This window comes from Chitinibacter sp. S2-10, assembly GCF_046530675.1.
GTDB lineage: Bacteria > Pseudomonadota > Gammaproteobacteria > Burkholderiales > Chitinibacteraceae > Chitinibacter.
The window spans coordinates 1,627,771-1,641,740 of the sequence record NZ_CP172558.1 but is presented as its reverse complement, the minus strand read 5'-3'; the positions used below and the strand labels follow the sequence as shown (position 1 = coordinate 1,641,740).

Annotated in this window: 14 protein-coding genes; 13 read left to right on the top strand and 1 reads right to left on the bottom strand. The window is 53.2% G+C overall.

Features of this window, described 5'->3' with window-relative positions:
- Position 1: 1 nt before the first annotated feature.
- The 9 genes from ACG2XO_RS07785 to rpmG all read left to right on the top strand — a co-directional run bounded on the left by ACG2XO_RS07785 (position 2) and on the right by rpmG (position 7,847).
- On the top strand, positions 2–760 hold the full coding sequence (locus tag ACG2XO_RS07785; RefSeq protein ID WP_410497428.1) for an ABC transporter ATP-binding protein: 759 nt from the start codon (positions 2–4) through the stop codon (positions 758–760).
- Between the two features lie 8 nt (positions 761–768).
- Positions 769–1,809, top strand: a complete 1,041-nt coding sequence (locus ACG2XO_RS07780) for an MlaD family protein (protein ID WP_410497427.1) — start codon at positions 769–771, stop codon at positions 1,807–1,809.
- Complete coding sequence (locus ACG2XO_RS07775; protein WP_410497426.1) at positions 1,806–2,387, top strand: lipoprotein; 582 nt, start codon at positions 1,806–1,808, stop codon at positions 2,385–2,387. The genes ACG2XO_RS07780 and ACG2XO_RS07775 overlap by 4 nt, the downstream gene beginning before the upstream one ends.
- Before the next feature lie 39 nt (positions 2,388–2,426).
- On the top strand, positions 2,427–3,167 hold the full coding sequence (locus tag ACG2XO_RS07770; protein ID WP_410497425.1) for an RNA polymerase sigma factor FliA: 741 nt from the start codon (positions 2,427–2,429) through the stop codon (positions 3,165–3,167).
- Positions 3,168–3,911 carry a flagellar motor protein gene (locus tag ACG2XO_RS07765; RefSeq protein WP_410497424.1) on the top strand — a complete coding sequence of 248 codons (744 nt, stop codon included), beginning with the start codon at positions 3,168–3,170 and terminating at the stop codon, positions 3,909–3,911.
- Positions 3,912–3,995: 84 nt separating this feature from the next.
- On the top strand, positions 3,996–4,742 hold the full coding sequence (locus ACG2XO_RS07760) for a lysophospholipid acyltransferase family protein (RefSeq protein ID WP_410497423.1): 747 nt from the start codon (positions 3,996–3,998) through the stop codon (positions 4,740–4,742).
- A 72-nt stretch (positions 4,743–4,814) separates the two neighbouring features.
- Positions 4,815–7,214 (top strand): DNA translocase FtsK, encoded by a 2,400-nt coding sequence (locus ACG2XO_RS07755; RefSeq protein ID WP_410497422.1) that lies wholly within the window; start codon positions 4,815–4,817, stop codon positions 7,212–7,214.
- Positions 7,215–7,439: 225 nt separating this feature from the next.
- A complete protein-coding gene (gene rpmB, locus ACG2XO_RS07750; RefSeq protein ID WP_157315212.1) occupies positions 7,440–7,673 on the top strand; it encodes a 50S ribosomal protein L28 in 234 nt (77 codons plus the stop codon).
- A gap of 18 nt (positions 7,674–7,691) precedes the next feature.
- The gene (gene rpmG / locus ACG2XO_RS07745; RefSeq protein ID WP_028449594.1) at positions 7,692–7,847 is read left to right on the top strand and encodes a 50S ribosomal protein L33; all 156 of its coding nucleotides are present in this window, start codon (positions 7,692–7,694) and stop codon (positions 7,845–7,847) included.
- A gap of 113 nt (positions 7,848–7,960) precedes the next feature.
- Here the strand turns inward: rpmG and ACG2XO_RS07740 are convergent, their stop codons facing one another.
- Positions 7,961–8,848 carry a LysR family transcriptional regulator gene (locus tag ACG2XO_RS07740; RefSeq protein ID WP_410497420.1) on the bottom strand — a complete coding sequence of 296 codons (888 nt, stop codon included), beginning with the start codon at positions 8,846–8,848 and terminating at the stop codon, positions 7,961–7,963.
- Between the two features lie 227 nt (positions 8,849–9,075).
- On the opposite strand from ACG2XO_RS07740, the gene ACG2XO_RS07735 reads away from it, so the two are divergent.
- The 4 genes from ACG2XO_RS07735 to ACG2XO_RS07720 all read left to right on the top strand — a co-directional run bounded on the left by ACG2XO_RS07735 (position 9,076) and on the right by ACG2XO_RS07720 (position 13,836).
- A complete protein-coding gene (locus ACG2XO_RS07735; protein ID WP_410497419.1) occupies positions 9,076–9,384 on the top strand; it encodes a DUF485 domain-containing protein in 309 nt (102 codons plus the stop codon).
- A complete protein-coding gene (locus tag ACG2XO_RS07730) occupies positions 9,381–11,195 on the top strand; it encodes a cation acetate symporter (protein ID WP_410497418.1) in 1,815 nt (604 codons plus the stop codon). The genes ACG2XO_RS07735 and ACG2XO_RS07730 overlap by 4 nt, the downstream gene beginning before the upstream one ends.
- Before the next feature lie 200 nt (positions 11,196–11,395).
- Positions 11,396–13,201 carry a DUF294 nucleotidyltransferase-like domain-containing protein gene (locus ACG2XO_RS07725; RefSeq protein ID WP_410497417.1) on the top strand — a complete coding sequence of 602 codons (1,806 nt, stop codon included), beginning with the start codon at positions 11,396–11,398 and terminating at the stop codon, positions 13,199–13,201.
- A complete protein-coding gene (locus ACG2XO_RS07720) occupies positions 13,198–13,836 on the top strand; it encodes a 3'-5' exonuclease (RefSeq protein WP_410497416.1) in 639 nt (212 codons plus the stop codon). The genes ACG2XO_RS07725 and ACG2XO_RS07720 overlap by 4 nt, the downstream gene beginning before the upstream one ends.
- Positions 13,837–13,970: the final 134 nt, after the last annotated feature.

Below are 13,970 nucleotides of genomic sequence, written 5' to 3'. Positions count from 1 at the left end.
CATGAGCAGCGCTATCGAAGTCAGTCATCTCTACTGCGGCTGGGGCAAGCGGACAATCTTGCAGGACATCAATTTCAGCATTCGGCACGGCGAAGTGGTGACGATACTGGGCGGTTCAGGCTGCGGCAAATCGACCCTGCTCAAGCATCTGATCGGGCTCTACCCGCCTCAGTCCGGCAGCATACGGATAGCGGGTAATGAGCTGGTCATGGCTACCAGCAAGGATCGCGAGGCAATACTCCGCAAAATGGGAGTCATGTTTCAGTCAGGCGCGCTCTTTGGCTCGATGAGTATCCTGAATAATATCCGCCTGTTGCTCAGCAGTTTTAGCGATCTTGACGAAGCCGCGATTGACACCTTGGCACGGCTAAAATTGCGTCTGGTCGGGCTGGAAGAATTTGCCGATTATTTCCCCAGCGAATTGTCAGGCGGCATGCACAAACGCGCAGCAATTGCGAGAGCGATGGCGCTTGATCCACAAATTCTGTTTCTGGATGAGCCGTCGGCAGGGCTCGATCCGGTCACCTCAGCCGAACTGGATCAACTGATACGCCGACTGGCTGAAATACAGGGTGTGACCATCGTTGTCGTCACGCATGAGCTGGCGAGTATTGCAGCGATTGCCGATCGGGCAATTATGCTCGATAAAAGTATCAAAGGGATTCTGGCCATTGATACGCCCGCCGCGCTCGCGCAATCAACAGACGAGCGCATTGCCAGTTTTTTTAATGCACAGCGCCCCGCCCGCGCTACCCTCTAAAGCCAGGTATGGAACATCAATCAAACTTTCGTCTCGGATTATTTATCCTGTTTGCCCTAAGTCTCGGCGCTATCTTGCTGGTTGGACTGGGTAGCGGCCGTTGGTGGCAATCGAAACTCACACTGGAAACCTATTTCAACGAATCGGTTAAAGGGCTCGATATCGGCTCGAAAGTGCGTTATCGCGGCGTCGCCGTTGGCGAAGTCAGCGCGATTAGCTTTACCTACACCCGTTACGAAGACGAACTTCCCAATAGCCAACGCCAGCAATACGTCCTCGTTGAGGCGCATCTCGACGATACCTTGTTTGGAAAAAACGCACAGGGAGAAACACAGCAAGCCGCACTGAATCGCGAAATTGCCAAAGGCTTGCGCGTCAAGCTCGCACCACAGGGATTAACCGGAACCAGCTACCTGGAAATCGACTATGAACCTGCGCCGTTCAATCAGCCCTTACCCTTTAGCTGGCAGCCGGAGCACCTGTATATTCCTTCTACCAATAGCACGGTTAATCAGCTCATCGGCAACGCGCAGGAACTGCTGGCCAAATTGCAGCGCGTCGATTTTGAAAAAACCATAAGCCTGCTAAATCAGACACTGATGACCGCCAATCAGAAACTGGACGAAATTCCCGCCAAAACCATAGGTCAGGAAGCCAGCCAGCTTTTACGCACGATCAATCGGATGCCGCTCACGCAAATCGCCAGTGAAGGTAGCCTGCTGCTCGTTGAAGTTCGTGAAAGCAATCAGGCTTTGAAAGCCTTGCTGGAGCAAACCGAACTGAAAAGTGCCAGCGCGGATCTGGCCAGTGCAGCACATTCAGCCAAAGTATTGCTTGGCGATCCTGCGCTGGCCAGCGCAGTGCACCGGCTCGACGCCATCACTTTGCGACTCGACCAGCTCAGTGCACAAGGTGATATTCAGCAAATCATCGACAACCTCAGCAACGCAAGCAGCAATCTGAAATCGCTGAGTGAAAAAGCCAATCAACGACCAAGCAGCCTGCTATTTAGCACGCAACCCAAACCCTACATCCCGCCGCAGCCATGAAAAAAACTCTATTCACTCTATTTAGCCTGTTATTTCTTGCCGCCTGCAGCAGCACGCCCCCCGAACGACAGGATTTTCTGATCGAGGCCACTCGCAGCGGAGCCAGTCTGCCTGCCCGATTTAGTGAACTACAGGTTAACGAGTTGCGCAGCCATCCGCCCTACCGTGATCTGTCCATGGTCTATCGCGAAAGCGCGCAGCGATTTGTTGCCGATCCTTATCATGGCTTTCTGTCGACGCCCAGCAGCCAGATTACCCAGCAAACCCGGCAATGGCTCGCCAGTAGCGGTCTGTTTAGTCGCGTCTATCCAACAGGCAGCAACCTGATCGCGCCGTGGCAACTCGAAGGGGAATTGCTGGCGATGTATATTGATGTCAGCATGCCACATGCCCCGAAAACCGTGATCAAAGCGCAATATTTGCTCAGTCACAACGGCAAATCGGCCAGTTTCCTGCTTAGCGCCGAACACGCACTCCCGAACGCCAAGGCAGAAACTGCGGCGCAGGGCTATCAGGAAACTTTGAGAATGTTGTTAATCCAATTAGAGCAACATCTGATTTCGTCAAATGTCCATTAGTCAGCTAAACTAAAGAACAATTTGTTACCGTCAAACTCTATGTCAACCCACCGCGCCCTTTCCCTGTACCGCAGTACACAGAGCACCAGTGAAGAAGACCGCGTAAAACAACACGCAGCGCTGGTACGCAAAATTGCTTATCACATGATGAGCAGACTGCCGGCCAGTGTTGAAGTCGATGACCTGATTCAGGTAGGCCTGATGGGGTTAATGGAGGCTGCGCGTAATTTTGACGAAGAAGCAGGCGTGCAATTCGAAACCTTTGCCAGCCAGCGGATTCGTGGCGCGATGCTCGATGAATTGCGCAATGCGGACTGGTTGCCGAGGCAAGCCCGCAAAAACATGCGTGAAATCGAACGCGCGATTGTCCTGCTTGAACAGCAACTGGGGCGAGCACCACTCGAGAGTGAAGTTGCTAAAGCACTGAATGTCGCCATTGAAGACTATCAAATCATGCTCGGTGATGCTCGGGGACATCAGTTGCTGCATTATGAAGACCTGGATTTGGATGGCGACAACGATCAGCTGGATATCTACGCCGCCGATCATGATGCCAACCCGGTCGATATTCTGAGCGATGAATCATTCCGCGGCCATCTTATCGAAGCAATCGCGCTATTGCCGGAGCGCGAAAAACTGCTGATGGCGCTGTACTACGACGAAGAACTCAACCTCAAAGAAATCGGCGCCGTACTCGGCGTTTCCGAGTCCCGCGTCTGTCAGTTACACTCTCAGGCTGTCGCCCGCTTGCGCGCCAAACTCACCGATTGGCTGGCTTAAATGGATAAAATCAGTGTTCTCGGCGTTATTTTGGGTCTGACTGCCATCGTTCTCGGGCAATGGCTTGAAGGTGGACATGTCGGCTCTCTATTGCAATTTACCGCGTTTTTGATCGTCATCGGCGGCACAATGGGTGCCGTCATGATTCAGACCGAAATGCGTCACTTTATTGCCGGCATCAAAATGTTGCGCTGGGTTTTCTTTCCGCCAGCAATGGACTTTCGCAAAGTACTCAATACGCTGATCAACTGGGGCAATCTGGCGCGCCGCAACGGACTGCTTGGGCTGGAAAACGCAATGAACAGCGAAAAAGATCCCTTTGTACGCCGCGGCCTCACGATGGTCGTCGACGGCGCCGAACCGGAAACCGTACGCCGCTCACTCGAGCTCGATATCGACGCCTATGAAGATCAGGCTCGTGCGGCAGTCAAAATCTGGGAGTCGGCCGGCGGCTACTCGCCGACTTTCGGTATTCTCGGCGCGGTACTCGGGCTGATCCACGTGATGGAAAACCTCACCGACCCGGCCAAGCTGGGTGCCGGGATTGCGGTCGCCTTTGTTGCGACAATTTATGGCGTAGGCGCAGCCAATTTATTTCTGCTGCCCGTTGCCAACAAGCTCAAGCACTACATCATGCTCGAAGTACGCCGCCGCGAAATGCTCGCCGAAGGTTTGTTTGCCATTGCCAACGGTGAAAACCCGCGTCAGCTGGAAAACAAATTGTCGGGATTTTTGCATCATTAATTAGCAGCCCCAATTTCCCGACACAAGCCGCAACCAGCCGCTATATTCAACACATCAGCCATCCTGATGCCGGGAAGAACTCCCATGTTGTATTTATTCCGCCTGCTGCTGCGCTTCCTGGCCTGGCTTGATCTGCTGGCCTTTACACTCATCATGGTATTGCTCACCAGCCTACCATCAGCAACGATCAGGAGCATATACCCCCCATTGTTTCACAGCTGGTGTCGCTGCTTTGTACGCGCACTTGGGGTAGAACTCAGGCTGCATCAACATTTCCATGGGGATTTTCCCCGGCACTTTATCCTGATCGCCAATCATCCATCGGCTTTTGAAGACATTGGCATTCCCGCGCTGTTCCGGGTGCGCAACCTGGCCAAGCACGAAGTTAAAGACTGGTTCCTCCTCGGAAAAATTGCCCGCGCCGCCGGGACTTTATTTGTCGAACGTGAAAGCAAAGCGTCTCGCCAAGCTGCGCAGCAGGCGCTGATTGATGCGGTCAATGCCGGCGACAATATCGCACTGTATCCCGAAGGTGGCTGCAAAGGTCGTCGGATCGCCCCGCGTTTTCTGCATGGCGCATTTATTACTTCGCTCGCAACGGGCGTACCGATTTTGCCAGTCTTTCTTCATTACGAGGCGCAAGCGCAATTTGAATGGCAGACGGGAGAACACTTGCTGCAAAAAATCTGGCGCATGGCCAACAGCCCCAATCCAGTCGTGCATTACCATGTTTTTGATCCGATTGATCCACAAGATTTTGCCGACAAAGAAAGCTTCAATCTGGCGGTTTATTCCCAATATCTGCTTTGGCAACAGCGTTTTTTAGATTAAACCGAGCGCATTGAGCGCGCATACGAAGCTTGCCTTATAATCGTGCAAGCTATTTCACCGATGCCGTGCACCATGCCCCTGTTTCGCAAGAAAAACATCCCCAATGCCTCCACCCGTACCGCGCTACCTGCGCCGGTAGCCAGCTTGTTGCGCGAATCCTGGTGGCTGCTGCTGGTGGTATTGCTCGGCTATTTATTACTGGTATTGACCAGCTACCATCAAGGCGATCCGGGCTGGTCGCACAGTGCGACCGAAACCATCATTCATAACCGGGGCGGCAGCGTCGGCGCCTGGCTGGCCGATGTCCTGCTGTATACCTTTGGCTTATCGGCGTGGTGGTGGACGGTCTTTTTTGTGACTGCAATCATCTGGGGGTATCGCCGCATTGACCGCCTTGCCGAATCGTCCCGACCGCTGGTTTTGCTGACCTGTTTTGGTTTTGCGCTCATTTTGTTATCGAGCTGCAGCCTTGAAGCATTGCGCCTGCACAGCATCAGCGCGCCACTACCGCACAAACCGGGCGGCATACTCGGCCTGTCGCTGGGCGGCTGGTTGCTGAAGCAGTTTGGCTTCAGTGGCGCGACTCTATTATTGTTTAGCACGTTCGGCTTGGGCATTTCCTTGCTAACCGGACTGTCCTGGCTTGGATTAATGGAAAAAATCGGCGCGGGATTGGAATGGATTTACCTGAAAACACTGGACACCATTCAGGCCGCACAAGATCGCCGGATTGGCCGAGAAATCAAGCGCGAACGCGAACAGAAAGTACTCGAAGCCAAAAAGAAACAAGATGAAAAAACGCCACTCGTGATTGCCCCATTGCAAAGCGAAGTACCGCTCGCCAAAAAACTCGAGCGCGAAAAGAAAGAGCAGGAAAAACAGCAGGAGCAACAAGCCAAACAGGCAGCACAGCCTATGCTGTTTGACGACGATGAACTGCCTCCCGTGCCGGTTTCGATCAATAAAAAACCGACGCCGATTCAATTTGGCGATGGCACGCTACCTGCGCTTTCCTTGCTGGAAGCTGCGCCACCAACCCAGGAGACCATCAGCAAGGAAACACTGGAATTCACTTCGCAACTGATCGAGCGCAAACTGGCAGACTTCAATGTCGAAGTCAAAGTTGTCGCGGCGTATCCGGGCCCGGTGATTACCCGCTATGAAATCGAACCTGCCGTTGGTGTAAAAGGCTCGCAGATTGTGAATCTGATGAAAGATCTGGCACGTGCGCTGGGACTCGTATCAATCCGCGTCGTCGAAACGATTCCGGGCAAAACCTATATGGGTCTTGAGCTGCCAAACCCGACACGCCAGATGATCCGTCTGTCGGAAATCATGTCGAGCGATGCCTATCACAATATGGCCAGTAAACTCACGCTGGTTCTCGGTAAAGACATTACCGGCAAACCGGTGGTCACCGATCTGGCCAAAGCGCCGCATATGCTCGTTGCCGGAACCACCGGCTCGGGCAAATCGGTCGGTGTCAACGCGATGATTTTGTCGCTGGTTTACAAAGCGACGCCTGACGAAGTGCGCTTCATCATGATCGACCCGAAAATGCTCGAGCTGTCGATTTATGACGAAATCCCGCACCTGCTCGCGCCGGTCGTTACCGACATGAAACTGGCTGCGAACGCGCTGAACTGGTGTGTCGCAGAAATGGAAAAACGCTACCGACTGCTCAGTGCGCTGGGTGTACGCAATCTGGCCGGTTACAACCAGAAAATCAAAGACGCCGAAAAAACCGGCAAAAAACTGACCAATCCGTTTACGCTGACACCGGATAATCCCGAGCCGCTGGAACACTTGCCGTTTATCGTTGTCGTTGTCGATGAATTTGCCGACCTGATGATGGTTGCCGGTAAAAAAATCGAGGAATTGATCGCACGTCTGGCACAAAAAGCGCGCGCGGCGGGGATTCATTTGATTCTGGCAACACAACGTCCGTCGGTCGACGTGATTACCGGCTTGATCAAGGCCAATATCCCGACGCGGCTGGCGTTTCAGGTCTCCAGCAAGGTAGACAGCCGGACGATCCTCGATCAGATGGGGGCCGAAGCGCTGCTAGGTCAGGGTGATATGCTGTTTTTACCACCGGGCAGCGGCTATCCATTGCGCGTGCATGGCGCTTTTGTTGCCGATGATGAAGTCCACCGCGTCGTCGACTCGCTCAAAGCCATGGGCGAGCCCGATTATATCGAAGGCATTCTGAATGGCGGTTTTGATGCCGAAAGCGCCGGCAATGCGTCAGCGGGTGAAAGCGGCTGCACCGAAGACCGCGACCCTTTATACGACGAAGCCGTCGCGTTCGTCATGAAAAGTCGTCGCGCCTCGATTTCGTCCGTGCAAAGACAGCTGCGTATCGGTTATAATCGCGCCGCGCGTCTGATTGAACAAATGGAAAGCGCCGGTCTGGTGAGCTCGATGGAAAGTAACGGCAACCGGACTGTGCTGGCGCCAGCCAGCGAATAAACAGAATATGGCTTGCCGTATTCTGTATGCCCTCCACAGACAGGCGGCTACACCTCTCGGGATGGGCGATAAACGCAGTCGTTGCAGGGTGTGATGCAATACCGCTTTGCAACAGAGACGAGCACTATTCCGATTAACCCCGCATTTTGCACTTTGACTTGAACTCAAAGTGCGATCTGTGATATAAACGTGGACTTTTCCAGTTCCGACGTTAGGACAAGAATCATGGCACGAGTATGCAAAGTCACCGGCAAAGGCCCGATGACCGGGAATAACGTTTCCCACGCCAATAACAAAACAAAACGCCGCTTCCTCCCGAATCTGCAATCACGCCGTTTCTGGGTTGAGAGCGAAAACCGCTTCATCCGTTTGCGTGTTTCTAACGCTGCGTTGCGCCTGATCGACAAGAAAGGCATCGACGTAGTATTGGCTGACTTGCGCGCCCGCGGCGAACTATAATTCCGAGGTATTTAGAATATGCGCGATAAGATCAAGCTCGAATCTTCTGCAGGTACTGGTCACTTCTACACGACGACCAAAAACAAACGTACCATGCCAGAAAAGATGGAAATCAAGAAGTTCGATCCCGTAGCTCGCAAGCACGTGATCTACAAGGAAACCAAACTGAAGTAATTCAGTGCTGGTGACCATACTCGAAACCCCGCTTCGGCGGGGTTTTTGTTTGCCCAAGGGGTATTGCCCTGTAACAAATACCCCACCTGGCCTAGCGGCACATACCCTACTTACTACTCCAGACCCCAGATTGTTTTCAGCGTCGCGCACAACTTGTGCATCATCGGGTCAGACACCCTATCGCCCGAGTAGATAAACTGCAGTGGCGCCCGCGTGACCACTTCGCCACTGCGCCACAACACAATCGAGCCATCCGACGCAAAGCGTTGCGCCGTGCGCTCGGCCAGAATACCGATCCCGACGCCGGATTTGATAAGCTCAAGCAAGGTTGCTTCTTCATCAAACTCACCGACGACTTTGGGTGCAATATTATGACTGCGCCACAATTCGAGAGAAATATCAGCCAAACTGGTCAGTTGCGACAAGCCCAGCCACGGCGCGCCCCCCAGTTGCGACCAATCGGCATTTTGATATTGCCCAGCCATACTCACTGGCATCGCAATACAAAAACCGATTTCCCCCAAGGGCAAATTCATCACATTCTGGTAGGGATTGCGACCCAGATAAAAACCGCCATCGAGCGTTTTTTTGCGGACTTCGTTCAGAATGCTCACCGAAATACCGTGCGTCGTTTGCACGGTAATCAGGGGATACGTTTCACGCAATAAGGAAAGCCATGCGCCCAGCCTGAGCCGCGCCGGAACGCCAATCGTACCAATGCGAACCTTGCCAGTTGGCTCCCCTTGCAAAGACTTGGCCTTATGCAGCAAATCACGCGCCTGCGCCAGAATCTGCTCGGCGTCAGGCATCAGCAATTTGCCGGCTTCCGTCAACTGCACGCCACCCGGATAGCGCTCGAACAGCGCCAGACCGAATTGCTCCTCAAGTGCTTTAATTTGCGCCGTCACCGCCGGCTGGGATAAATGCAGTAATTCGGCAGCCTGGGTCAAATGCCCCTGCTGAGCCACTGTCACAAAAGTGCGTAATTGATAAAGTTCCATGAAGCGAATTATCCCTTAAAGTCACGCCATCGTGGTGTAAAGCTTGCGCCAGAATGTAGTTAAATCCATTTGATTACAAACAAAAAAGTAAGCCTCGTGCAACACAACATAACTTTCAGTGATTCCGAGCATCAAAAAAAGCAATTAGCCTACATCACTGAATGAGGCTTACATTAGCCTTGGGAATGGCTAAGGGATAGCCTTTTACACTACTCAGGAGGCAGCGTATGCAAGATTCAATGATTGAACGCGTGCAGAATAATCCAAAATTTCACCAACTCGTAGCGACCCGCTCCAGATTTTCCTGGATGCTGACCATTGCGATGCTGGTGATTTACTACGGTTTTATCCTGCTGGTTGCTTTTTCACCTGCAACACTCGGAACCCCGATCAGCAACGGCGTCACAACCTGGGGCATCCCGGTTGGCATTTTTGTAATCCTTTCGGCTTTTGCACTCACCGGCATTTATGTTCGCCGCGCCAATACCGAATTTGACCAACTGACCCGTGAACTGGTTGAGGACGCCAAACAATGAAATCCTTTTTGCAAAAATTAGCTTTTAGCGGTGTTTTTGCTCTGGCCAGCATGCCGGGCTGGGCAGCAGGTGCGATTGAGGGCGCGGTTGAAAAACGCAGCCTCAATATTCACGCGATTGTGATGTTTCTGGCATTTGTCGCTTTTACGCTCGGCATCACTTACTGGGCAGCGCGCCGCACACGTTCGGCCAAAGATTTTTATGCTGCTGGCGGCGGGATTACCGGCTTTCAGAATGGCCTGGCGATTGCCGGCGACTATATGTCGGCAGCTTCGTTTCTCGGTATTTCGGCGATGGTATTTACTACCGGCTACGATGGCCTGATTTATTCGATCGGCTTTCTGGTCGGCTGGCCCGTCATTACATTCATGATCGCCGAACGCCTGCGTAACCTCGGCAAATATACTTTTGCCGACGTGGCGTCCTATCGTCTCGCGCAAACGCCGGTTCGCGTATTTGCCGCAACCGGCACGCTGGTCGTCGTCGCGCTGTATCTGATCGCGCAAATGGTCGGCGCCGGTAAACTGATCCAGCTGTTGTTCGGCCTGGATTACAACTACGCGATCATTCTGGTCGGTATTCTGATGATTCTGTATGTGACTTTCGGCGGCATGCTGGCAACGACCTGGGTGCAAATTATCAAGGCCATTTTGTTGCTCTCTGGTGCATCATTCATGGCCTTTATGGTAATGAAACACGCCAACTTCAGTTTTGAAACGCTGTTCCAGCAAGCGGTTGACGTTAAACACGCTGGCGCGCAGGCTCTGGCAGCCAAAGCTGCGGTTGCATCCGAAGCAGCCACTGCTGCAGTGGCGGCCAATGCGCCTGATGCTTCGGCTGCAGTGGCTTCAGCCGCCACACTGGCAGAATCGGCCGCCAAGGCAGCCAAAGCCAATATCATGGCGCCGGGCGGGCTGGTTTCAAATCCGATCGACGCGATTTCACTCGGTCTGGCACTGATGTTTGGTACTGCGGGTCTGCCACATATTCTGATGCGTTTCTTTACTGTTGCGGATGCCAAGGAAGCACGTAAATCGGTTTTTGTTGCCACCGGCTTTATCGGTTACTTCTATATTCTGACCTTTATCATCGGCTTTGGCGCCATCGTCTTGCTGTCAGGCGATGCAGGGCAGCAATTTAAAGATGCAGCAGGCGCGCTGATTGGTGGCTCGAATATGGCAGCAGTCCATTTGTCAGCAGCAGTTGGCGGTGATTTATTCCTCGGCTTTATTTCTGCCGTTGCCTTCGCAACCATTCTGGCCGTCGTAGCCGGTCTGACTTTATCTGGCGCATCAGCCGTTTCGCACGATCTGTACGCCTCGGTCATCAAGAAAGGCAAGGCGAACGAGGCTGACGAAATCCGCGTATCGAAAATGACCACCGTCGCGCTGGGTATCGTGGCGATGTTGCTTGGCATCATGTTCGAAAAACAGAATATCGCCTTTATGGTCGGTCTGGCTTTCTCGATTGCGGCTTCAGCCAACTTCCCGGTCTTGCTGCTGTCGATGTTCTGGAAAAATCTGACGACGCGTGGCGCGGTAATTGGCGGTGCAATCGGCCTGATTTCAGCTGTAGTATTGATTATTCTGGGACCTGCGGTCTGGGAAACCACACTGGGTAATGCCAAAGGCAGCGCGCCATTTGCCTACAGCAACCCGGCACTGTTCTCGATGACGCTGGCGTTCTTCTTTACCTGGTTGATTTCGGTACTCGACAAGAGCGCACAGGCAGAGTCTGAACGCGCGAAATTCGACGCCCAGTTCGTTCGCTCCATGACGGGTATTGGCGCAGAAGGCGCTTCAGATCATTGATTCATAAGCATACCCAAACAGGGTATAAGACCTACGCCCCTTCGTTGATCATGAAGGGGCGTTTTTGCTTCTAAAACCGTACAAAAGTTTTCCAGCAAGGCACCGAAGCCGCAGGCAGTACAAGTAGTACGACAAGGCGAGGTAACGATGCTGGAAAACTTTTGCTTGTCTACTTAGACTCAGAAAAACGGGGGTCATTGATGTCCAGCCCATTCGACTTTTCTTTTCCGCCTTTCGATGCACTCAGCCCGCTCGAACGCATCGACATCGCCCGGCAAATCGATATCGAATATTACGCCGCAGGCAGCACCATCATCCCGGCCAATAGCAGCATCGAGGCGCTGTATGTGGTCATGAAGGGACTGGTCGTCGGCGGCGCAGAGCAGGACGTTTACTTTACTGAGCATGAACTATTTGACGGCAAAGCCTTGCTCGAAGGTCAATGCGCTTATGCTTTTAGCGCATTTGAGGACACGCTGCTGTGGCGAATTGCGCGTGAATCCGTCTTGCGCTTAAGCCAGCACAACCCGACCTTTGCAGCCTACTTTTATCAGGATGTCGCGCGCCGGATGGCCGAATTATCGCCCAGCCCGCACCAGCTCAGTCAGGCAACGCTGATGCTGACGCGCGTGCGCGATGCCTGCATCAGCCCGGTTCATTATGTTGCGCATGACGCCAGCGTACTCGAAGCGGCGCAGTGCCTGCAGCAGTTCGGGGTCAGCTCGGTGCTGATTCAGACCGGGCAAGGTTGCGGCATTTTTACGCAAAGCGATTTGTGCCAGATGGTCAGCAAAGGCCTGATCCCCGCACAAGAAAAAGTCGCCGCGCACGCCAGCTTCAAACTGATCAGCGTAGCTCCCGATGCGACGCTACATCAGGCGATGATACTGATGATACGCCACGGCATTCACCGTGTACTGGTCGCCCACGATGGAGAAATCAGCGGCGTACTCGAACAACTCGACCTGCTCACCAGCCTGGCGGGCAATCCGCACAGCATTGGGTTGCAAATTGATCGCTCGCGCAATTTGGCCGAGTTGAAACTGGCGTCGGATCAGTTTTTGCCTGTCATCCAGATGCTGCATCACAGCGGAATGAAAGTGACGCTGATTGCCGAACTGATTAGCGAGTTGCGACAAAAACTGCTCGCGAAACTGTTTGCCCTACTGGCTCCCGCCGAGATGCTGAACCATGTCTGTCTGCTGGTACTCGGATCGGAAGGGCGCGGCGAACAAATCCTGCGTACCGATCAGGACAATGCACTCATCATCGAAGACGGCTACAGCCACCCGGAACTCGAAACTGTCTGCCAGCAATTTAATGCGGCACTACAAACACTGGGCTACCCGCCCTGTCCCGGCGGCATCATGGTCAGTAATCCACAATGGCGTCAAAGTGTCAGCGGCTTTAAGCAAGAAATCAACGACTGGACTTACACGCCAAGCGCAGAAAACATCATCAAACTGGCAATCTGGATCGATGGCTGTGCCGTCACCGGCAATACCACCCTACTGTATAAGCTGCAAAGCCACTTGCAAAAATGGCTAGATAGCAATACCCCATTTATGGCACATTTTGCACTGCCGCTGGAACAATTCCCCACTCCGCTGGGATTATTCTCACGGCTGGTGACTGGAGAGGAAAAACTGCTCGATTTGAAAAAAGGCGGCCTGTTTCCCATTACGCACGGACTGCGCAGCTTGGCGCTCGAAAAAGGCATTGCCGCGACCAATAGTTACGAGAGACTGGCTGCCTTCGTCACCCGATCCGGCGACACCGTACTGACCAGCGCACTGGCGCAGGATTTATCGGAAACACTGCGGTTTTTACAAGGTTTGCAGCTGAAATACGGCCTACAGGCCATCTCGGCAGGCAAATCGACTTTTAATCAGATCGATCCCGCCCAGCTCACCGCACTTGAGCGGGATTTGATAAAAGACGCCTTCAGCGTGGTCAAGCAGTTCCGCACCTTGCTGCGCCATCATTTCAAGCTGGGGCTATTATGAGCTTGCGCCTCAATCCGCTGCGCTGGCTAAATGGCCGATACTGGCGCAAACGTTACTTGCTCAGCCGGCTCAAGCTGCCGCACTTTGCCGGATTGTTTGCCGACGAACCCGAACAGGAATGGGTCAGCCTTGATTGCGAAACCACCAGTCTTGACCCCAAAAGCGCCGAAATCATCAGCATTGCCGCAATCCGCATTCGCGGTGCACGCATTGAGCTGTCGCAACAGCTATCGCTACTGATCAAACCCAGCGGAACGCTAGACCCGAAAAGCATTCCGATTCATGGCTTGCGGCATCAGGATGTTGCGCAAGGGCTGCCTATCGCAGACGCTCTGACGCAATTGCTGAACTTTATCGGCTCACGACCTCTGGTCGGTTATTACCTCGAATTCGATCTGGCCGTCATTAACCGTCAACTCAAACCCTGGCTCGGCATTCCCTTACCCAATCGCAGCATTGAAGTTTCCGGTCTGTATTACGATCGCATGGTCAGCGCCTACCGACCCGACGTTGACCTGCGGCTGGATCGTATCTTGCACACGCTGCAACTCCCCCTGCTGGATCGGCACAATCCGTTAAATGATGCATTAATGGCGGCAATGATATTCAAAAAACTAAGTAATAACCCTAATTAACAAATACTTAGCCAAGCATCAGCCAGATTGATTTGCCACATCAAAAAAGACAATTGGATTTGGCATCTACAGGCGCTTACAGTCCACGATAGATTTTTGGCAAATTCCGCCGCACATCGCGTGATCCGGAGTCG